This window comes from Pararobbsia alpina, assembly GCF_965118125.1.
Lineage (GTDB): Bacteria > Pseudomonadota > Gammaproteobacteria > Burkholderiales > Burkholderiaceae > Pararobbsia > Pararobbsia alpina_A.
The window spans coordinates 1,521,519-1,542,565 of the sequence record NZ_OZ221288.1; the positions used below are offsets into that span (position 1 = coordinate 1,521,519).

The following is a 21,047-nucleotide window of genomic DNA, read 5'->3' on the forward strand; positions in this document are numbered from 1 at the left end:
TCGCGTCCGCGCGCCAAAGGCCGGCGGACGCATTACGTCATCACGTCACTTGATATTCGGACACTGCTGGCCAGGGTCGACGCCCTTGAACGTCTCGAGAATCCTGACCGAGCCATCGGGCTGAATCTGGCCAAGCCGCATCGAGAGCGGCGTATGCCGGCTCTTGTCCATGCTCACCGGTCCGCGCGGACCGTCGAACGAGACTTCTCCCAGCGCTTTGACGACTTTCGCGGGATCGGTCGTGCCGGCTTTCTCGACTGCAGCCTTGTACAGATAGAACGCCTCGTATTGTGGCTCGGACAATTCATTGGGTGTTTTCAGGTCCTTGCCGAAGCGCTTCTGCATGTCCGTCAGAAACTTCTCGTTCGCGGGCGCGTTGATGCTCGTAAAGTAGGAACCCGACATGTAGATGCCGTTGGCGACGTCACCCATGCTCTTCGCCGTTGCCTCGTCGATCGCCAGATTGCCGTAAGGCACGTTCAGGCCGGAGCTCTTCAATTGCTTCGCCAGCGAGACGTTTGGCGCGCCCCCCGCGGTTGCGCTGATCAGGGCATCCGGGTGAGCCGCGCGAATCTTCGACAGGATCGGTGTCCAGTCCGTCCCGTCGATCGGCAGATAGTCTTCACCAATCACCTTGCCGCCATGCTGCTCGATGTACTTCTTCGTGAAGTCGAGCATGCCGCGCCCGAATGCGTAGTCGTTGCCAACCAGATAGAACGTCTTCGCACCGGCGGTCTTCTGGAAGTAGTCCACCACGGGCGCCACCTGCTGCTCCGGCACCCAGCCGTTCACATACATCCACGGGCTGCATGAACGGCCTTCGTAGAACGACGTGTAGATCAGCGGCTTGCGGCCGCGTGCAATCGCGGGCAAGGCTGCATTGCGTGCGGCGCTGGTTTCCATCGAGATCACCGCGTCGACGTTCTTCTGAAACACCAGGGTGTCATAGGCTTTCTGTGCCCCGACGGCACCGGATGCATCGTCCGCGATTTCGAGCTCGACCTTGCGCCCGAGGATGCCTCCCGCTGCGTTAATTTCGTCGACGGCGAGTTGCGACGACTGCACCACCGCGGGCGCCACCACGCTGTTGGCGCCCGAGAGGCCGACCGCCACGCCGACTCTGATGGGTTCTGCAGCCAACGCATTCGTGCCGAACACGGCCGTGGCCGCGAGGACGTGGAACATCAGACACAAGCTCAACGATTTATTCATGGCGATATCCTTCGCAGGGTTTTAATTCGGTTCGGATGGTTCGGTTCGGATGGTTCAGTTCAAATAGTTCGGATAATTCGGTTCGTTCGGATGATTCGGATCAATACGGGTACGTCGTACAAGCTGCAGATCAGTCGCGATCGCGTGGCGCCGCTTCGTTGCCGGGTCGTGCGTAAGCCGTCGCATCACGTGGTGCGTCTACGGATGCAGAACGCGGCACTTGGGGCGGTACCTGGGGCGGCACGTGCAAAGGCGCGTACACGTCGGGCCGTTGATCGCGCAAAACATGGTTGAAGGCGCTGAGCGCGCGCGCACTGCGAATTCGCTGCACATCGATCGGGGCGTAGAGGATCGCCTCGCGGTCCTGCGGTGCCGGACCGGCAAGCGGCCAGCCATCGCCGCCCACGATCAGGCTCTGCCCGATAAACGGCTGGCCTCGCTCGACGCCGATCCGGTCCGCGCACGCGATCATCACGCCATTGCTATGAGCCGCAGCCATCGCAAGCGTCGTGGCCATCGCGGGGCGATCAAGCGGCTGAGCCGGCATCGGTACCCAGTTCGTGGGCACGCAGACGATGTCGGCGCCTTGCGACGACGCCAGCCGGTAGACCTCCGGAAACCATCCGTCGTAGCAGATCGCAATGGATACGCGCCCGAACGGAAGGTCAAACACCGGCACACCCCGATTGCCCGGCTCAAAGACGATGTTCTCCCTGTCCCAGAGGTGAAGCTTGCGATAGGTGCCGATCAGGCCCGATGGCCCGACGAGCACGGCCGAGTTGTAGAGCCGGTCGCCGTCGCGCTCGGTAATGCCCGCGACGATGTGCACGTCGAGCCGGCGCGCGGCTTCCGCCCACGTCTTCACCGTGCTGCCCTCACTCAGCACCTCAGCCAGGCCAAGCGCCTCTTCCCGGCTCTCGAACACATACCCGGTGTTCGCCAGTTCCGGTAGCACGACAAGCGAAGCACCGTGGCTCGCCGCTTCCTCGACGCACCGGAGTGATTCCGCGACGTTCCGGTCTTTCTCGCCGACGTGCGGCTCCATCTGGACGCACGCGACAATGGGATAGTCCTTGCCCGACTCTGCACCGCGATGCTGCATCGTTTCCAATTCATTCTCCAAAAACAAAAAGCCCCCGAACCGGCGTTCTCACGCAAGTTCGGGGGCTACATAGCCGTCCATATGTGACGCGGCATCGTTGCCGCGACGCCGCCGAATGCTTCTCGGCGACGAATGGCGTGAATCTACGGCGTCAATATTCGTCCGTCAACCCGTTCGGAACCGGGCAAGGGAAAGCCCTAATTTGTCGCGAAACCGGTGCTCGCGCGTCACACGGCAAGTCGGCGCTCGGGCCTCGACAATCGCGACCGGTCGGTCGCCTTGGTCGAACGAGTGCGTATTGACGTGGCCACTCTGCTCAGACCCGGCTCGATTTCCGGCGTCGGCTTCGATGACGACATCGCTTGCCGAAGTGCCGTGAGCGGAAAATATTTTTACTCACGACGTGGTAATGAAATGAAAGGAATTCTAATTTCGCATTCCCGACTATCTGCCGCGCACCGTAAGCACTCGCTTCGGCCACATGGTGTCGTCGCGCGACTCAAGAACGCAGCGCATCTGCCGTTACTCATGTATGCCCGCCAGAGGCGGCAACAAGGTATACCAAAGCCTTGTTGAGCAACGCACCTAGATCTACGTACAAGAGAATGAAGGCGTATTTGCCGATCCGGCGTCTCACCGCCCTCGCATCCATCCCACGCGGTAACCCGACGCTGCTCATCGCGCAATTCAAGGCGTTTGCGCGGCAAATGCCGCTCATGTATCTGATGCTCACGGTCAACACGTGGGCCATCGCTTTCAGTCATGCCGGTGTTGCCCCACGGTGGGCAACCCTTTACGCGCCGCTCCTGTTGACGTTCGCCTGCGCGCGCCGTTCGCTGACCTGGCTGCGGATGCGCCGCGTCGAAGTGACGGCCGAACTCGCGGAGCGGACGTTGTCGCGTACCGGCTGGCTCGCGATCCTCATCGCCATTGCGTTCACAGTCTGGGCACTCGGACTCTTTCGCTACGGCGACGCGTACGCGCAATCTCACGTGGCGTTTTACATGGCCATCACGGTCATCGGCGTCATCTTCTCGCTGATGCACCTGCGACCCGCGGCAATCACCGTCACCGTTATCGTCAACGGCGCATTCGTCATTTTCTTCCTGATGTCCGGTCATCTTGTCTTCAAGGCCATCGCCGTCAACACGGCGATTGTCTCGGCGGTCATGCTGATCGTGATGCTCAATTACTACCGCGACTTCACCTTGCTGATCGACGCGCAAGCGGAAAACGAACGGCTTGCCAATCTCGACAGCCTCACGGGGCTCCCGAATCGCCGCGCGTTTTTTCATGAGCTCAATCTCGGATACGCGGCCGCCGTTGAAAACGGCACGGCTCTCGCAGCCGGGATCATCGATCTCGACGGCTTCAAGCCCGTCAACGACGTGCACGGTCACGCGATCGGAGATCGCGTGCTTTGCCGCGTCGGCGAACGCATTGCGAAACTCTGCGCACCGGATGTGTATTTCGCGCGTCTGGGCGGTGATGAATTCGCCATGCTCGTGACGCATGCGACCAGCACCGAAGCACTACGCGCGCTCGGCGAGCAGATCTGTCAGACGCTGCGCGAGCCGATCGTCGTCGGCGACGTGACGATCCAGATCTCCGGGTCCGTGGGGTTTGCCGTTTATCCGGCACACGCCGAAACGGCCACGGATCTCTACGAATTCGCCGACTACGCGCTGTACTACGGCAAGCGGAACCACCGCGGGAGCGCCACGGTGTTTTCCTCGCTCCACGAAGAAGCGATCCGGTACGACGCGCGCATCGAGCAGGCATTACAGACCGCCGATCTGCACCGGGAAATGTCCGTCGTGTTCCAGCCAATCATTCAGATCTTTTCCGGTCGCATCATCGCATTCGAAGCGCTCGCGCGCTGGTCGCACCCGACGCTCGGACAGGTGCCGCCTGACCGCTTTATTCTGGTGGCCGAGCGCATCGGCCTGGTCAATGCGTTGACGAAAGTCTTGCTAGCCAAAGCACTCGTCACCACGCAACGCTGGCCGGACTCGATCCGGCTTTCGTTCAATTTGTCCGCGCATGATCTTGGATCGACGGAGCGTGTGCGCGATCTGATTGACCTGATCGTCGAAAGTGGCGTCGACCCGTCTCGGATCGATTTTGAAATCACCGAGACGGCGTTGATCAACGACGCGCGCACTGTGCAGGCCTCCACCGAGCAACTGCGTGAAGTCGGCTGCGGCGTATCGCTCGACGATTTCGGCACGGGCTATTCGAGCCTGAGCCATCTGCACGCGTTCCCGCTGACGAAGATCAAGATCGATCGCAGCTTCGTCGCCAATATGCATAACGTGCCGGCGAGCTACAAGATCGTGAAGTCCTTGCTCGCGCTGGCACGCGATATGAACCTCGACTGCGTTGTCGAGGGGATCGAAAGCGACGAGGAGCTGCAGGCGCTCAAGATCGCGGGCGGGGAATTCGCACAGGGCTATCTGTTTTCACGACCGATATCGGCCGACGCGACAATGGAACTGCTCGAAGAGATGCGGGATACGACGCAGCTCTCCCTGGCGCTCGCACGATTCGAAAGCGTTTAGTCCGAAGTCCCCGACGACTTGCTGCGCACCCGCCGCAGCGCGGGGATATCGGCTAATCGCACACCGTGCGGAAACAGCGCGTGTTTGGGCTGCCCAAGGCGCTGCGCGCGGTAAATACCGGTATGTCCCGAGAACAGGTAGCTGACCACACACGCAAGGCCTGCGTACACGCCAATGTGCGAGCCGAACAATTCGATGGCCATGATCGTCGATGCGATCGGCGTATTGGCCGCCCCCGCGAACACCGCGACAAAACCCAGACCGGCGAGCACGGGTAGCGGCAAAGCGAGCACATGCGAGAGCGCATTGCCGAGTGTCGCGCCGATATAGAACAACGGCGTGACCTCGCCGCCCTTGAAGCCCGACGCGAGCGTCATCACGGTGAACGCGAACTTCCCCGCGAAATCGTAGACAGGCAGATCGCCCTTGAACGCCGCCTCGATCGTCGGAATGCCCAGGCCAAGGTACTGGGGCACATTGAGCGTCATGCCGAGCACGGCAACGAACGCTCCGCCGATCAACGGACGGATGGGCGGGTACTGGATCCTGCGTTTGATCCATGCCGACAGCGCATGCGTCGAGTCCGCGAACAACATGCCGACCACGCCAAACGCGATACCCGCGACAATCGCCGACGCCACGCCACTCAACGTAAGCGCTGGCACGAACGGCACGACGTACACGGTGTGGTGAATGCCCCAGAGCCGGCACACCTCATCCGCCACGATGGCCGATGCAAAGCAGGCGAGCAGTGCGTCGTAGCGAAGCCGCCCGATCGCGAGCACTTCGAGTCCAAAGATCGCGCCGGCGAGCGGCGTACCGAACACCGAGGAAAAGCCCGCCGCAATCCCGCCCATCAGCAGGATGCGTCGCTCATCACGCTCGAGTCCGAACCATTGCGTGACACGGTCGGCAAGCGCGCCTCCCATCTGAACCGCCGTGCCTTCACGCCCTGCGGATCCGCCGAATAAATGTGTGATCACCGTTGCAATGAGCACGAGCGGCGCCATCCGCCGGGGGATGGTTTTCTTCGGGTCGTGGATCTCGTCGATCAGCAGGTTATTGCCGCCTTCGACGCTTTGGCCCACACGGAAATAGACCCAGCCCGTCGCCAGCCCTGCCAGCGGCAAGAGCCAGACGAGCCACATATGCGTGGTTCGCGTATCGGTCGCGAGATCGAGCAGAAAGAGAAAGAGTGCGGAAGCCGAGCCAGCCAGCACACCGACGAGGGTCGAGAACAGCAGCCAGCGGCCAAGATGCGGCAGCATTGCGATCTGTTCGACGGATTTCAGACGTTTCATTGATTTCCAGATCTGACAGGACATCAAACCTGGGCGGGCGGTCGCCGCTTTGGACGGCCTACGACCTCCTGCACCCAGGAACTCGTAGGCATCATCAGCCGGGCTAGCCGGCGGTTGTTTGGAGGAATGCCATCTCCAGTGGCGCGGATTGTACTCGAAATTTATTTCTTCGCACAAGCCGGCGGCACCGGGCAAGCACCATCAAAGCGTCAATACAACGCACCCAGGGCGAAGCGACGGAGCGCGTTGTGCGTTGTGCGTTGTGCGTTGTGCGTTGTGCGTTGTGCGTTGTGCGTTGTGCGTTGTGCGTTGTGCGTTGTGCGTTGTGCGTTGTGCGCGGCGTAAGCGGTGCGGCGATGGAACGAGTCTCCTTACCGCAGCGATACGCCCCGTCCCGTCACGAATGGCCGCCCGGATCCTCGTCTTCGTCACGCGCGGCGGTGTCGTGGCCGTGACCAGCGTCACCGCCGTGACCACCTCCGCCCGGTGTCGCAAACGCCGCGGTAGCCCCGCCACCGTGATGCTTGAGCTTATGCGTCACCTCATCGAGCTTGTCGCCGAGCATGCGGCGCACCGACACGTAAAAAATCGGAATCAGCAACAGCCCGAAAACCGTCGCAAAGAGCATCCCGCCAATCACGCCGGTGCCGATCTCATGACGTGACGCAGCGCCCGCACCCGTGGACACCACCAGCGGAAACACGCCCAGGATAAAGGCCATCGATGTCATCAGAATCGGTCGCAGGCGAAGGCGTGCTGCTGCCGTGACCGCCTCATACAGCGTCATGCCGTTCGCCTGACCTTCCACGGCGAACTCGACGATCAGAATCGCGTTCTTTGCCGCAAGCCCGATCACCGTCACGAGGCCGATCTTGAAGTAAATATCGTTCGGCACCTCGCGCCAGAGGCAGAACACCACCATGCCGAGCATCCCGAGCGGCACGACGAGTAGCACGGCCGCTGGAATCGACCAGCTTTCATAGAGTGCCGCAAGACACAGGAACACGACCACGATCGACAGCGCAAGCAAGGTCGTCGCCGAGCTTCCCGATAGCAGCTCCTGATACGACTGCCCCGTCCAGTCCGCATCGAAGCCGCGCGGCAGTTTCTGATTGACAATGTTTTGCAGCGTCTGCATCGCCTGACCTGTCGAATACCCCGGCGCCGAGTTGCCGACGATTTCGACCGCGGAATAGCCGTTATAACGCGGCAGCACGGTCGGGCCGTTGAACCAGTTTGTCTTCACGACGCTCGACAGCGGCACCATGTCGTACGGACTGATCGCGGTGTTCGCCACGGAGGGGTCGATCTGCGTCAGATACCCGCTCGTATTCGTCGCGGTACGCGTGCTGCTCGACGTTCCCGACGCCGCGTTCGCGATCCCTGCCGGCGTGTACAGATGCTGGAACGAATCGAGACTCATCCGGAACGGCGCATCGGCCTGAATAAAGACCTTTTTCACGCGCCCTTCGTACGTGAACTGGTTCACATAGAACGGTGCGAGCTCCATTTCGATCGTGCTGTAGACGTCCGTCAGCGACAGCCCCATCGACTGTGCCTGCGGACGGTCGACTGCGATCTGTAACTGCGGCGCATTCGGCAACGAATTCGGCCGGATACCGAACAGCTCCTTGCTCTTGCTCGCATCGGTGAGCAACGTCACTTCCGCGGCGCCCAGTTCGTTACGCGACTGCCCGGCACGCGCCTGCAGATACATATCGACGCCGCCGAACTGGCTGAGCCCGCGAATCGTCGGCAGGTTCACGACGAACAACTGCGCATCGGGGATGCTGTGCAGGATCTGGTTGGCCTGTGGAATCAGCTCCATCGCCGTTCGAGATCGCTCGTTCCAGTCCTTGAGCTTGATAAACGTCATCCCGACGTTTTCGCTCGTCCCGACAAAGCTGAAGCCCTCAGGCTGGAACATGGCAGCGATGGCGCGGCCGATATCGCTTTTCAGCAGCTTTTCACGCACCTCTCCCATCACGCGGTTCGTGCTCTGCAGCGTCGACCCCGGCGGCAAGTTGACCAGTGCAAGCATGAAGCCCTGATCTTCATCCGGCACGAAGCCTGTCGGCACTTTGGTATAGAGGAACCCGGTCAGCACGACCACGAGGACGAAGCCCACCATCCAGCGCGGTGCATGACGCACGGCCCGCCCCACGTGCCCCAGATAATGCGACGACGTCCAGTCGAAGCCGCGATTGAACCACCGGAAGATCGGGTTGCTTCGCGTATCGTGCTCGGGCTTGAGAATCGCCGCGCACAACGATGGCGTGAACGACATGGCCAGGAATGCGGAGAACAGCATCGACACGGCGATCGTCAGCGCAAACTGCGCGTAGATGATCCCGGTCGCGCCCGGCTGCAATGCAGAAGGCACGAACACGGCCGACAGCACAACCGTAATCGCGATAATGGCGCCCGTGATCTGCGCCATGGCCTTGCGCGTGGCCGCCTTCGGATCGAGGTTCTCCTCGGTCATGATCCGCTCGACGTTCTCGATCACGACGATCGCATCGTCGACCACGATCCCGATCGCCAGCACCATCCCGAACAGCGTGAGCTGGTTCAAGGTGAACTTCAGTGCGGCCAGACCGATAAACGTCCCCAGCAGCGCCACCGGAATCACGAGCGTCGGGATGATCGTGGCCCGGAAATTCTGCAGGAAGATCAACATCACGAAGAACACCAGCACGATGGCTTCGACGAGCGTCTTGACCACGTCCGTGATCGACGCCGTAATGAACGGCGTCGTGTCGTACGGAATATCCCAGGTCACGCCCGGCGGCAGATCGTGTGCGAGTTCGCCCATCGTCTGTTTGACTGCCTTGGCGACCTTGAGCGCGTTGGCGCCCGGCAGCAGGAACACGGCAAGACCCCCTGCCGGTTTGCCATCGTAGACCGGCGCCACGCCATTGGTCTGCGCACCAAAGCTGATGCGCGCGACGTCCGACAGGCGCACCGTCGTGCCGTTGCTGTTCGCGAGCAGGATGATGTCGCGGAACTGTTGCAGCGACGAGAACAGCGCATCGCCTGTCACGGTCGCGGTAAAGACCTGTCCCTTGATCGCAGGATCGGCGCCGAGAGACCCCGCCGCGAACTGCGCGTTCTGTGAGGTCACCGCGTTAAGCACCTGCGTCGTCGACAGCCCATAGCCTTGCAGCTTGTCGGGATCGATCCAGATACGCACCGCATATTCGGAACCGAGCAGCGTGGTGTTGCCGACACCGCTGATCCGCCCGATCACCGGCTGGATCTGCGAAGCGAGAATGTCGCTCAGCCGCGCCGCATCGACTCCCGGACTATTCGAACGCAACGCGAGAAACAGCAGAATGTCAGGGCTGGCTTTCGCGACGACCACACCCTGCTGCGTAACCTGCGAGGGCAGCAGCGGTGTAGCGATCTGCACTTTGTTTTGCACCTGAACCTGCGCAATGTCCGGATTGGTGCCCGTCGCGAAGCTCAGCGTAATGACGCTCTGTCCGTTCGAACTCGAATTCGAGCTGAAATACAGCAAGTTATCGATGCCGGTGAGCTGCTGCTCGATGACCTGGGTGACCGTCGATTCCATCGTGGCGGCACTCGCGCCCGGATAGGTCGAGGTGATCGTCACCTGTGGCGGCGCGATGTCCGGATACGAGTCGATCCCCATGGTGCTCACGGAAATCGCACCGAACAGTGAGATCAGAATCGCGACGACCCAGGCAAAAATCGGCCGTTCAATAAAGAAACTCGGCATGCGATGCTCTCCTATTGCGCCGCGTGGGTCTCGCTGGCCGGCTGCGCGCCGGAGGCTTCCGCAGAAGGCTGCGCCGGCGGCTGCCATGCCATCGTCGTGACCTGGCTGCCCTCATGCACCGCTTGCACGCCGGTGACGACCACCTGGTCACCCTCGGCGATGCCCTTCGTGACGATCCAGCTGTTCTCGAAGCTCGCGCTGGTTTCGACGTCCTTGCGCACGACCTTGTTGTCCTGACCGACCACGAGCAGATACGCGCCTTGCGTATCGCGCAACAGCGCTTGCTGCGGGATCAGGAACACATTGTTCTGGTCGCCGAAGTGCGACGTCAGCGTGATGTACATGCCGGGCAGCAACAGATGCTTCGGATTCGCCACCAGCGCGCGCAGGTTGACGGTGCCCGTCGTGGCGTTGACGGCCGGATCGGAGAAATCGAGCTTGCCGGTCTGGTCGTACTTCGAGCCGTTGGGCAGGCTCACCTGCACGGTCTGCGCATCTTGCTCGGACAGCTTGACGGACCCGTTGCCCTCGTTTTGACGCAAGGTCACCAAATCGGCCGCGCTGATCGTGAAGTTGACGTAGACCGGATCGACCTGCTGCACCGTGGTCAGCAACGTGCCGCTCGCACCGGAGTCGCTCGTGCCGCTACCAACCAGCGCGCCCGCCGTGACGAGCTGTTGTCCCGCGATCCCGCTGATCGGCGCTGTCACGCGTGTGTAACCCAGATTGATGCGCGCGGTCTTCACAAGCGCCTGGTCCGCCTGCAGCTTGGCTGCTGCGCTACGCTCGGCCGCGTTCGAGTTATCGACCGTTTGTTGCGACACCGACCCGACCGGCAGCAGCTTGCGATTACGCTCCGCGGTGATGTGGTCGTTGGTGTACGTTGCCTGATCCTCCGCAAGCTGCGCGAGATCGTTATCGAGCTGCGCCTGGTAATACGACGGATCGATCTCGAACAACACCTGGCCTTGCTTGACCTGGCTGCCTTCGGCATAGACGCGCTTGACGAGCACGCCCGAGATGCGGGCCGTGACGTTGGCGCTGTAATACGGCGAAAGACGGCCGACGAACTGACGCGTCAGCGGCACCGTCTGCGCATGGGCCTGCGTGACGGCCACCTTCGGCGGCGGTGGCGCAGCCGGCGGTTTCTTCGAGCAGGCTGCGAGCGCCAGGACGCTCAGACACAGCACCGAGGCGAGTAGCGAGAATGACTTCATGAACGGGTGACTCCAGTCAGAAGCATCTTTAGTTATGTGGCTGCGGTGTGGCAGGCGCGTTGGTCGTGTTGGTCGTGTTGGTCGCATTGGTCGGATTGGGCGGCGTGCCCGCATCCTGCTCGCGCGCCTGCGATTCCAACGACCCGTAGCCCGTCGACGAGAACGGATGGCCGGCCGCCGATGAGGCCTTGTCGTCATCCCATTGCCATCCGCCACCGAGGTTCTTGACGAGCGTGACCGTGCTTTGGGCGAGCACGGACTGCGTGTCGCGCAGGCTCTGCTCGGCCTCGACCAGCGTCAGTTGCTGGTTCAGCAAGTCCTGCTCGCTCGCCGCACCGGCGTCGCGCTGCGCGCGCATGCTCGAAAACAACTGCTGATTGCGATGCAGGATGTTCGCGAACGACTCTTCCTGCGTGCGCAAATGGTTGACCGACGACAGGCTGTCTTCAACGCTGCTGAACGCAGTGAGCACGGTGTTGCGATACAACGCCACGTCTTCGTCATACGTGGCTTGCGCCTGCCTCACGGCAGCGGTACGCGAGCCCGCGTCGAAGACCGTTTCGGCGAGCGTCGGACCCAGCGTCCACAGGCGGTTCGGCAGCGAGAACAGATGCGCGAACGTGTTGTGCTGGAAGCCGCCTTCAGCGGTCAGCGTGAGGTCCGGGAAAAACGCCGCCTCGGCCACGCCGATCCGCGCGTTCGCGGCAGCCGCAGTACGTTCGGCGCTGACCACGTCATAACGACGTTCGAGCAATTGCGAGGGCAGCGAGAGCGGAATGTCCGGAATCAGGAACTCGTGCCCCGGATCGGGCGGAATCGTAAAGCCCTGCGGCGGCACGCCGGCCAGCACGGCCAGTGCGTGCTCGTCCTGCTCGCGCGTGATTCGCGTGGTCTGCAGCTCGGCGACGATGGTTTCAAGATCATCCTGAGCGACAAGCACCTGATCGCTCGAAGCGGCGCCCTGGCGATACGCCTGCTGGACCATGTCGAGCAGACGGTTATCGATCTCCTGCTGTTTGCTCAACGACTGGATGTCATAGTCGGCTTGCCGGAGCGCGAAATAATCGACGACCACGCTGGCTTCGATCGAAATCCGCTCGCCCGCGAGTTGCGCGTCGCTCGCTTGCGCGCTCTCTTTCGCCGATTCGATCTGCCGGCGAATCGAGCCCCAGAGATCGATTTCCCAGCTCGCGGACGCGGTCGCACTGACACTGTTGTGCACACCAGCGCCAAGCGCGCCCGCCGACCCCGCCGCTGACGACGAAAGGCCGGACGACGTCACACCGGAGCCGATGCCCGTGCGTGACGCTGCGAGACTCGCCGAGACCACCGGAAACAGGCTCGCCGTGTTGGCCTCGACGGTCGCAAGCGCGACGCGATACGCCGCTTCGGCCGCGGCGATCGACAGATTGGCCTTGACCGAACGATCGACGAGGTCGTCGAGCACGGGGTCCTGATACATCTTCCACCAGGTGCTCGAGATCGCTGCGGAAGGATTCGCCTCGGCCCGTTGCCAGTCGACGCCTTCCTTGAAGCTTTGCGGAACCTGCACCTCGGGCTTCTGATAGTCGGGGCCCAGCGTGCAACCCGCGAGCGCAGCCGCCAGCCCGGCGGCAAGCAAAACGGCGACCCTCGACACCGGTGTCAGACCGTTGTCGAGCCGCCGCCATCGCGGCCGCACGGGGCCGCTTGCTGCTCCAGAGCCCGCGATACGCGGATCTGTCCTCATGCGCGTTTCTCCATGAACCCACGGCCACCAGGCTGCGTCGACCGTGCTACGGATACCTGCTTCGGATAACTGCGTTGGATACCAGCGTTGGAAACCTGTACGGCAGGACAAGCGAATGCTTAGGAAAGGCGATCCTTATGTTACGCAGACCGACACGCTTGCGCAGCCCGACTTTCTGCGCCGGCTGCGCAACCTGACAGGAAGATGGCGACCGCCTGTCTTGCGATACGGCGCCGGCTTGTTACATTCGGCCGGGGAGCGCGCCCGAGCAGCATGCGCGAGCGCACGCAGCCCAGCACCAGATGGACAAACTGCTCGACGGCGAGGTCCACGTCGTCGAGTTCAAGCTCACGCCGCCCGACTGCACGGCTCAGATACTCGGTCAGCGGCTCCATGCCCGTGAGCTTGCCGCAGCGGCCACGATACGTGTCGACCAGCGTCGGAAACCGACGGGACTCGACCAGCAGCAAGCGATACAGCTCGATCATGTCGCGCCGCGTGCCGACATCGAGCAGATGCAGGGCCGCCGCTTCAAGCACGGCATCTGCACCGTTTTCCTTGGCGACGATCTTCCGGAGTTCCTCGACCCATGCATCGGTCAATGTCCGCACGATAGCGTCGAACAGGCCGGCCTTGCTGCCAAAGTGGCCATAAAGCGTTTTCTTCGCCACGCCGGCATCGCGCGCAATCGAGTCGAGGCTGGTTTCCCGATAGCCCTGTGAAAGGAATTTGCCCTTCGCCACTTCGAGCACCGCATGCACGCGCACTTCGGAGTCAGATCGCGAAGGGCGACCACCTCTTCCCGACTTGAGGGCCGTTTCCATTTCCATGACTTTCCTTATTCACGGTGCATGTACTGGAAACTCCACCGGTGCGTTTCGTTCAAGCTAGTCGACTCAAACAAGGAATTCAATGCTGATTTTTTAGCGTCTGTCCCTCTTCAAAAAAGCGCGTTGCCATCAGGGCTGCCATTCGCGTTGCCGGATCGCACGGTATGCTTGAGGCATTCCGTATGCATGCATTGCCTTTTTCTCTATGACGCAAACGCAGCCCGCCGCACTGTCGCGATCCACCGATCCCGATTTCTTTCGACTGCTCTCGGACAATTACCGCCGTCTCGTTGGCCAACCGCTGGTGCCCGACACCGTGCCAGCGAACGAACGCGCGGCGTGGCTGTATGAAGCCGCACCGTTCGGCATCCTTGCGCACGACACGCAAGCCGATCCCGTATTCGTTTACGGCAATCTGCGAGCGCAGGAGATCTTTGGCTATCGCTGGGACGAGCTGACGGCGCTGCCCTCGCGCCTCTCAGCCGAAGCACCTGAGCGCAGCGAGCGTCAGGCCTTTCTTGAGCAAGTTACTGCGCATGGCTTTGTCACGAACTACCGCGGAATCCGCATCGCGAAGTCCGGCACGCGCTTCTGGATCGAACATGTGACGGTATGGCAATTGACTGATGAAAACGGCGTGTACCGCGGACAAGCGGCACTGCTGCCGGAAGTGAAGCCCTTATAAAAAAAGCGAAGCCCGCAAAGGCTTCGCTCTCAAGCTTTCTCCCTGGAGTGCCGTCAGTTGTGCCGTCAGTTGCTCATCAGCTGCACGCTGGCGCGGCCTTTTTGCAGGCGTCGGCCAGTTGCGGCGGCGGGTCTTTCTTGAACACCGTCTTGTATGACTCAAGCACGTTCGCTTGCGTGACAGGCAGGGATTGCACGCCGATCCATGCAGGTGGCGTCTGGCCAAGCAGCGCCTTCATCATCGCCATGGCTTCGGCGACGCCCTGATCATAAGGACGTTGCGAACCCGTGGCCTTGAGCGGACCGCCCTTGGCAATTTCAATCGCCGATTCCAGGCCGAGGTCGACCGTCGTCATCGGCGTATTGATTCCTTGCGCGCGCATCGAGGTCAGCGTATCGAGCGCAGGCTGGTCCCACACCGCGAACACACCCTTGACGTCCGGGTTCGCCGTCAGGAAGTCGCCGGCAATCTGACCGACCTTCGACGGGTCCGTGAAGTCGACCTGCTTGATCTTGATGTCCGGACGATTCTTCTTCATCCAGTCATTGACTGCCTTGGTGCGCTCTTTCGTGCTGAAGTAATCGACACCGAAGTTCACGAGGCCAATCGTTCCGCCCTTGGGCACGCACGACGCGAGCACCTTCGCCGCGATCTGGCCATTGCCTTCGCTATCAGCCGACACCATCGCGGCGTATTGCTCGGGATGCTTGAGGCCCGTTGGCACGTTGTCCATAAACACGAGCTTGATACCGGCTTGCGACACTTTCTTATAGGTCGCGGCCGTCGCCGTGCCATCGACAGGAATCGAAATGATGCCGTCAGGGTGGCGCTGAATCGTGTTTTCGATGTCGGCAATCTGCTTGTCGACCTGATACTCAGCCGACGCGGTGCCAATCACTTCAACGCCATATTTCTTGAGCGTATCGGTGATGCCCGCCACCTGCAGCTGCGACCAGTCGAGGTTCATGGTCTGCATCGAAATGCCGACCTTGAAGTTGCCCGCCTTGATCTTGGCAGCTTCGGCGTCCGTCAGCTTGACGGCGTCGACGGACGCTGCTTTTTCGCCGTTCGGCCCTTGTCCGACGATGCCTGCGGGTCCGATCGAATTAGCCGGCAAGGGGGTGCATGCGTCCGCGAATGCCTGCGAGCAGCATAGGGCCATGGCAGTGGTTACCGCTACGCTCGCCAGCTTTACTACTGATCCACGACGATCATTCATGTTTCCTCCGTTGGTCGTGATGGGCTACGTCTCCTGCTGTTATTGGAATGACGCCGGGTAGCCCGCCTTGTCATGCTGTACCGCTGTGATGCTGTACTGCTGAAAAGTCGTAGTACTGAAAAGCTCTCATGCTTGAGCGCCGCTTTGCAAAGGCGCGGTATCGCTCAAATGCGGTGTGGCGCGTGCGCCTGAAATCCCGATGACCAGGCCTTCATCGCATACGTCATTTACGCGTGAACGCAACTGCTGCAACGATGATCACGCCCTTGATCACGAGCTGAAGCGACGAACTCACGCCGAGCAGCACGAGGCCATTGTTGAGCGTGCCGATGATGAGGCTGCCAAGCAACGTGCCGAGAATAAAGCCGCGTCCGCCGAACAAACTGCAGCCGCCCAGCGTGACTGACGCGATGACGTCGAGCTCCATGCCCTGCACGACATCCGGTCGCGCCGCATGCGAGCGCGCCGACAGGACGAGTGCTGCGACACCGGCGAGCACGCCTGTCAGCACGAAGGCGAGCGTCGTCACACGACGAATGTTGATGCCCGAATACAGGGCCGCGGTCGGATTGCCGCCAGCCGCATAGATCTGCCGGCCGAACACGCTGTAGTGCAGCAGCAAGATGCCGCCGATCACCGCAAGCAGCGTCCAGAGAATCGGCACCGGAATGCCCGCGATATCCCCTTCGCCAAAGATCGCGATAAAGCGGTCGTTCGTGATGATTTCGGGCCGTGTGGTCGTGACCATCAATGCAAGCCCGCGCGCCGCGCTCAGCGAACCCAATGTGACGAGGAACGACGGGATGTTCAGGCGCGTCGTCACAAAGCCATTGATGGCCCCGATGATTGCGCCGGTGCCGATGCCCGCAATCGCGCCGACGATCCAGCTATCGCTGATGTGCGACATGGCCAGCGCGGCCGACATACCCGACAACGCCAGCGCCGAGCCGACGGAAAGATCGATCTGACGCGCAATGATCACGAACGTCATGCCGATCGCGATAATCGACACCAAAGCCGTCTGCCGCCCGATATTGAGGAAGTTATCGATCGACAGAAACCACGGCGATGCAAAGCTGAACACGACCAGCAGCACGACGAACGCGATATACAGCATGTACGGCCTGTCGCCTTGCAACAGGATCTGCGCAATGCGCCGCATGCGCGCATGGCGTTGGGTAGCTTGTTGCTCTGCGGGCATACGAGAAACGGACTCGGTCATGTGGCAAGCTCTTCAGTCAGCCGGGGCGTTTGAATAAGGTGATGCAGCTCCTCCGCGTTGCGCACCTGCGCGCGCTCGACGGTGCGTGCAATCGAGCCGTCGACCACGATCGAAATGCGATCGCAGAGCCGCAACAACTCGTCCAGGTCCGACGACACGACGACGACACTCGTGCCAGCGCGCGTGGCATCGCGCACCACACCGTAGATTTCTTCGCGTGCACCGACGTCGACACCGACGGTCGGCTCATCGAGGAGCAACACGGTCGGCCGCGGATGGTTCCACTTCGCGAACACGACCTTCTGCTGATTGCCGCCGGACAGGAATTTCACGGGTGTCGACGCATCGGGCGCCTTCACGGAAAGTTGCGTCATCGCCGTGCGCGCCTGCGATGCAGCCGCTTTGGCGCGCAGCCATCCGCCGTTTGAAAACTGCGGCAAGCGCGGCAACGTCAGGTTGCGTTCGATCGAGTGATCGAGCACCAGGCCCTGGACATGCCGGTCTTCCGGCACGAGCGCGATGCCGCGTTGAATCGCGTCGCCGGGACGTCGTGGCGCATGCGGCTGCCCGTCGAGTTCGATCGAGCCCGCTTCAATGGGCAAGAGACCGAATATCGTCTGCAGGATTTCCGTGCGGCCGCTGCCGATCAAACCCGCAAGGCCGTGCACTTCACCTTGAAGCACCGACAGATCGACACCATGCAGACGGGCATTGCTTACGTTCGATAGTGTCAGGACGGGGGCGATTCGCGTCTGTTGGGATGCGGCGCGTTGTTCGGTGCTTTCCGTCCTTCCCGTGCCCAGTCCGTCACTTCCTGTTGCGACGTGTGCCGCCACGCTCGTCGCGTCATGCCCCGCTGTGCCGGTGACCGTTTCCGTTCTGGCCTGCCTCGCCGCCTGTCGCGGTCCGATGATCGCGGCGACAAGCTGCTTCATATCGGTGTCTGCAGTGGCAAATTGCCCTGCATTCGCGCCATCGCGAAACACGGTCACGCGCTGGGAAATGCGAAACACCTCGTTAAGCCGGTGGGTCACATAAATCACACCGACACCGCGCTGCGTGACCGTGCGAATCGCGTCGAACAGGATCTGTTCCTCACCGCCCGTCAGCGCCGATGTCGGTTCGTCGAGAATCAGCACGCGCACGTCGCCCATCAGCGCCTTGCAGATCTCCGTCATCTGCCGATACGCAAACGGCAGCGAGTCGACGGGCACGCGCGGGTCCAGCGGAATATTGTGTTCGCGCAGAAATGCGCTGACTTGCGCCATCAGTTCGCGCTGCTTGACGAAGCCGAGCCGCGTGCGCGGCTCGCGCCCGAGCATCAGGTTGGCGCCCACCGACAACGATTCGACAAGACTCAGATCCTGATAGACGACGGCAACGCCCGCTTCGCGCGATTTGGCCGGCGACTCGAAAGCGACTTTCTGGCCGGCGATTTCGATCGAGCCTTCGTCATACGCGTGCACACCGCTCAGGATCTTGATGAGGGTCGATTTGCCCGCGCCATTCTCACCGAGCAGCGCGTGGACTTCGCCCGGCAATACCTCCAGATTCACGCCGCGCAGAGCCTGCACGCCTCCAAATTTCTTGGTGACGCCCGTAACCCGGATCAATGGCACTCGAGGCGATGAAGCGGCCGCGCCCGCAACCGGCTCACTCATCGTGATGTCTCCTTCGTCGGTACGACGAATGCTTATACGTCGCGATCGTGTCGCAATTTGTGTTGTGATCTTTGCATCAGGTAAATGACGTGTCAATAACATTTACCCCTTAATTGAGCCCTGAACGACGCCCGTTTTGACATAAATATCTCAGCGTTTGTGACAATCCTATCGTTTTCACGGATTCTTTACGGGTGGCGGGGCGGATAAGCGGATCAGTGCATGTCACCGGGTCGGGGCCGGGAATCCGCTAAAGAAGGCCGTCGCTGATCACACCGCGCTCGGACGTGCTGGCGCGCCTGAAGACGTCGGCAGGGCGACGGCCAGCTTCTTGTCAGACGAATACGGGTGGATCAACGCACAACGAATGGATGCGGCGGGGGGAAGTAATAGGGACGGCGACAGGCGACAGGCCGCCGACAAAGAAAGCGCGCCAGCCGGTGCCGAGAGTGCATTCCGGCTTGCGCGTTGGCTGACCCAACGGCCCTTGCGGCCGCTGTCGCTATAACGATGCTGCGGCGACGCAGGCCAATTACGGTGCAAAACGCGTGAAGACGTAGTCACGATCCTTGACGCGCGCTTCGTGGCACGCGAAACAGGTCTTGTGCTGCGCTTCGTCGACGGGCACGCCGTTGATGAAGCGACCAAATCCCCAGCCGCCAGTCGACGCGTACTTACGCGAATCCTTGACCATGACCTGCACGGTCGTGGCCTGGCCCGGCACCGTCGCCGGTGCAAAGTCGTCGGACTGCTTGCGCTTGTAGGCGAGCTTCACGAGGATCGTGCCGTCCGGGTAAGGCAGCGTCGACTTTTCGATCGCTTTGATCGCCACCGAATTGCCGAGCACCATACGCAATTCATCGAGCGGGGCCGCTTCTTCCGCGGGTGCGATCACTTCCCACTTGCGATATCCCTTCGGAATCGTCACGCCATAGATTGGCGAGGCTAGCGACTGGCCAACGGTGCTCGACGTCGTGTTGGCGGATACCGTTGTTGCTGGCGTGGCGCTTGCGTTCGCAGTAGCGGCTACCGTACTCGCTCCCTGAGCGGATTGCATCGACTGAGACGCGTCGGCGGCAAACGCAGCCGGCATCACGGCGCAAGCAAGGGCGGCCATCATCAAGGCCCTGGAACGGGAAAGCGGAGTCATCAGTGAGCGCGTGAGCATTGTCTTAGCGGGGAATTGAATGGATGCTTGAATGTATTTCAGCGCTCGCACGCACGTAATCATCCATGCGTATGAGCGTCTAATACGGATCCGATCAGGCGTCTAAGCGGCCAGACTCGCGTCGATCAGTTCATTGGTTTGAGCGAGGTCGCGCTCGATCGCGTCACGCAGTGCTTCGTCGCCCAGCCGCTCGCACCGGATCCCGATACGTGTCAGCGGCGAGCGCATATCGTAGGCATAAGCAGCCTGCACGGTCTGCCACGTTGATTCGCGTTCAGCGCAACCTCGTAACGTCGCGTTGATCGCCTTTGCCAGTCTGACGACGCTCTCAGACCCGCACTCCGGAAGCACGATGCGCATGCCTTCCCCCATTGGGCGCTCGAGTATCGCCGCCAACCGGTCGAGTTGCTGCCGTTGGCGTTGCGCGCGAAGCACCACCGCTGCGATCAGCATCGCCACGCCCATACCCAGATAGACAATCAGGATTCGCAGCAGCGCACCGTCGGGAAAGTACGTCAACATGTTCAGCTCCGGTTCTCGTGGTGCCGCAGGATGACTCGGCATAACGCAATGACACCATGCAACACGATTTCGGACCATCAAACATGCGGACGCGCACCCCCTACGAAGGTTTATGTCCCTCATGCGCGCGTGTGTGGCTCAATGGCGCTAAATCGCCGACGCCGAGCGCTTCCATCTTGCGCACGAGGTCGGCGACCGAGCGCGACTGCATTTTGCGCATCGCCTGACTGCGATGAATCTTCGCTGTGATCTCGGCGATGCCCAGCAAGTGGGCAATCTGCTTGTTCATCAGGCCGGCCGCCACATGCCCGAGCACTTCGCACTCACGCGGCGTAAGCGACTCCCAGCATGCGCGGACATCGTCCAGGTCGCGCTCGGCAGCAAGACGCTGCGTATCGCATGCCAGTGCGGCATTAACGGCATCGATCATCTCCTGCTCGCCAAACGGCTTGGACAGAAAATCCATCGCGCCTGCCTTCATCGCCTTGACGCTCATGGCGATATCCCCGTGCGCGGTCATGAAAATGATCGGCATATGCGGCAAGCCGCTTTCAAAGAGCAATTGCTGAAACGCGAGTCCGCTGCGTCCCCGCAACCGCACGTCGAGCACCAGACACGACGGGCCTGCCGCCTTCGGCGCAGCCAGAAACGCTTCAGTCGAATCGAATACCCGCACCTCGAGACTGACGGAGCGCAACAGGCTCGCCAGCGCGCCGCGCACAAGCTCGTCGTCGTCCACGACATAAACGATAGGTAACGAACGATGATCCGGTACGGTATTCATACAGGGAAAAGATGAGAAAACGCGTCAGGTCGAAAGACGTACATGACGTATCGACACTCGACGCCGGATTTAACGCATACGCGCTGCTTGAT

15 protein-coding genes and 1 riboswitch are annotated in these 21,047 nt (G+C 61.4%); of the genes, 2 read left to right on the forward strand and 13 right to left on the reverse strand.

Annotated features, from left to right (window positions below; all coding sequences use genetic code 11):
- Positions 1-45 precede the first annotated feature (45 nt).
- Entirely contained in the window at positions 46-1,185 is a 1,140-nt protein-coding gene (locus tag ACMFWR_RS24890; RefSeq protein ID WP_413197338.1) for a substrate-binding protein, read from the reverse strand.
- Positions 1,186-1,342: 157 nt separating this feature from the next.
- A complete protein-coding gene (locus tag ACMFWR_RS24895) occupies positions 1,343-2,314 on the reverse strand; it encodes a nitrilase family protein (RefSeq protein WP_413197339.1) in 972 nt (323 codons plus the stop codon).
- A 605-nt stretch (positions 2,315-2,919) separates the two neighbouring features.
- On the opposite strand from ACMFWR_RS24895, the gene ACMFWR_RS24900 reads away from it, so the two are divergent.
- Positions 2,920-4,875 (forward strand): putative bifunctional diguanylate cyclase/phosphodiesterase, encoded by a 1,956-nt coding sequence (locus ACMFWR_RS24900; RefSeq protein ID WP_413195050.1) that lies wholly within the window; start codon positions 2,920-2,922, stop codon positions 4,873-4,875.
- Here ACMFWR_RS24900 and ACMFWR_RS24905 read toward each other — a convergent pair.
- From ACMFWR_RS24905 to ACMFWR_RS24925, 5 genes are all read right to left on the reverse strand, one after another.
- On the reverse strand, positions 4,872-6,176 hold the full coding sequence (locus tag ACMFWR_RS24905; protein WP_413195051.1) for a voltage-gated chloride channel family protein: 1,305 nt from the start codon (positions 6,174-6,176) through the stop codon (positions 4,872-4,874). The genes ACMFWR_RS24900 and ACMFWR_RS24905 overlap by 4 nt on opposite strands.
- A 78-nt stretch (positions 6,177-6,254) precedes the next feature.
- A riboswitch (Fluoride riboswitch) is annotated at positions 6,255-6,322 on the reverse strand.
- A 251-nt stretch (positions 6,323-6,573) separates the two neighbouring features.
- Entirely contained in the window at positions 6,574-9,918 is a 3,345-nt protein-coding gene (locus ACMFWR_RS24910; protein ID WP_413195052.1) for an efflux RND transporter permease subunit, read from the reverse strand.
- 11 nt (positions 9,919-9,929) lie between these two features.
- The gene (locus tag ACMFWR_RS24915) at positions 9,930-11,135 is read right to left on the reverse strand and encodes an efflux RND transporter periplasmic adaptor subunit (RefSeq protein ID WP_413195053.1); all 1,206 of its coding nucleotides are present in this window, start codon (positions 11,133-11,135) and stop codon (positions 9,930-9,932) included.
- Positions 11,136-11,163: 28 nt separating this feature from the next.
- On the reverse strand, positions 11,164-12,864 hold the full coding sequence (locus ACMFWR_RS24920) for an efflux transporter outer membrane subunit (protein ID WP_413195054.1): 1,701 nt from the start codon (positions 12,862-12,864) through the stop codon (positions 11,164-11,166).
- A 140-nt stretch (positions 12,865-13,004) separates the two neighbouring features.
- On the reverse strand, positions 13,005-13,694 hold the full coding sequence (locus ACMFWR_RS24925) for a TetR/AcrR family transcriptional regulator (RefSeq protein ID WP_413195055.1): 690 nt from the start codon (positions 13,692-13,694) through the stop codon (positions 13,005-13,007).
- 229 nt (positions 13,695-13,923) lie between these two features.
- Between ACMFWR_RS24925 and ACMFWR_RS24930 the strand changes: the two genes are divergently transcribed.
- Complete coding sequence (locus ACMFWR_RS24930) at positions 13,924-14,379, forward strand: MEKHLA domain-containing protein (RefSeq protein WP_413197340.1); 456 nt, start codon at positions 13,924-13,926, stop codon at positions 14,377-14,379.
- A 76-nt stretch (positions 14,380-14,455) separates the two neighbouring features.
- On the opposite strand, the gene ACMFWR_RS24935 is transcribed toward ACMFWR_RS24930, so the two are convergent.
- The 6 genes from ACMFWR_RS24935 to ACMFWR_RS24960 form a co-directional block, all read right to left on the reverse strand.
- Positions 14,456-15,496: a substrate-binding domain-containing protein gene (locus ACMFWR_RS24935; protein WP_413195056.1), complete on the reverse strand. Its 1,041-nt coding sequence runs from the start codon at positions 15,494-15,496 to the stop codon at positions 14,456-14,458.
- Positions 15,497-15,821: 325 nt separating this feature from the next.
- Positions 15,822-16,820, reverse strand: coding sequence for an ABC transporter permease (locus ACMFWR_RS24940; protein WP_413195057.1), 999 nt, complete (start codon positions 16,818-16,820; stop codon positions 15,822-15,824).
- Positions 16,817-18,481, reverse strand: a complete 1,665-nt coding sequence (locus tag ACMFWR_RS24945; protein WP_413195058.1) for a sugar ABC transporter ATP-binding protein — start codon at positions 18,479-18,481, stop codon at positions 16,817-16,819. The genes ACMFWR_RS24940 and ACMFWR_RS24945 overlap by 4 nt, the downstream gene beginning before the upstream one ends.
- A gap of 532 nt (positions 18,482-19,013) precedes the next feature.
- Complete coding sequence (locus ACMFWR_RS24950; protein ID WP_413197341.1) at positions 19,014-19,538, reverse strand: cytochrome P460 family protein; 525 nt, start codon at positions 19,536-19,538, stop codon at positions 19,014-19,016.
- Between the two features lie 213 nt (positions 19,539-19,751).
- Positions 19,752-20,171, reverse strand: coding sequence for a hypothetical protein (locus ACMFWR_RS24955; RefSeq protein ID WP_413195059.1), 420 nt, complete (start codon positions 20,169-20,171; stop codon positions 19,752-19,754).
- 100 nt (positions 20,172-20,271) lie between these two features.
- Entirely contained in the window at positions 20,272-20,955 is a 684-nt protein-coding gene (locus ACMFWR_RS24960; RefSeq protein WP_413195060.1) for a response regulator transcription factor, read from the reverse strand.
- Positions 20,956-21,047 lie beyond the last annotated feature (92 nt).

Excerpts from the sequence above, each read along its gene's own strand:
- ACMFWR_RS24900 (WP_413195050.1), top strand. The coding sequence starts at position 2,920 with ATGAAGGCGTATTTGCCGATCCGGCGTCTCACCGCCCTCGCATCCATC.
- ACMFWR_RS24915 (WP_413195053.1), bottom strand. The coding sequence starts at position 11,135 with ATGAAGTCATTCTCGCTACTCGCCTCGGTGCTGTGTCTGAGCGTCCTG.
- ACMFWR_RS24890 (WP_413197338.1), bottom strand. The coding sequence starts at position 1,185 with ATGTTCCACGTCCTCGCGGCCACGGCCGTGTTCGGCACGAATGCGTTG.
- ACMFWR_RS24960 (WP_413195060.1), bottom strand. The coding sequence starts at position 20,955 with ATGAATACCGTACCGGATCATCGTTCGTTACCTATCGTTTATGTCGTG.
- ACMFWR_RS24895 (WP_413197339.1), bottom strand. The coding sequence starts at position 2,314 with ATGCAGCATCGCGGTGCAGAGTCGGGCAAGGACTATCCCATTGTCGCG.
- ACMFWR_RS24950 (WP_413197341.1), bottom strand. The coding sequence starts at position 19,538 with ATGCAATCCGCTCAGGGAGCGAGTACGGTAGCCGCTACTGCGAACGCA.
- ACMFWR_RS24945 (WP_413195058.1), bottom strand. The coding sequence starts at position 18,481 with ATGAGTGAGCCGGTTGCGGGCGCGGCCGCTTCATCGCCTCGAGTGCCA.
- ACMFWR_RS24925 (WP_413195055.1), bottom strand. The coding sequence starts at position 13,694 with ATGGAAATGGAAACGGCCCTCAAGTCGGGAAGAGGTGGTCGCCCTTCG.
- ACMFWR_RS24920 (WP_413195054.1), bottom strand. The coding sequence starts at position 12,864 with ATGAGGACAGATCCGCGTATCGCGGGCTCTGGAGCAGCAAGCGGCCCC.
- ACMFWR_RS24910 (WP_413195052.1), bottom strand. The coding sequence starts at position 9,918 with ATGCCGAGTTTCTTTATTGAACGGCCGATTTTTGCCTGGGTCGTCGCG.
- ACMFWR_RS24955 (WP_413195059.1), bottom strand. The coding sequence starts at position 20,171 with ATGTTGACGTACTTTCCCGACGGTGCGCTGCTGCGAATCCTGATTGTC.
- ACMFWR_RS24905 (WP_413195051.1), bottom strand. The coding sequence starts at position 6,176 with ATGAAACGTCTGAAATCCGTCGAACAGATCGCAATGCTGCCGCATCTT.
- ACMFWR_RS24940 (WP_413195057.1), bottom strand. The coding sequence starts at position 16,820 with ATGACCGAGTCCGTTTCTCGTATGCCCGCAGAGCAACAAGCTACCCAA.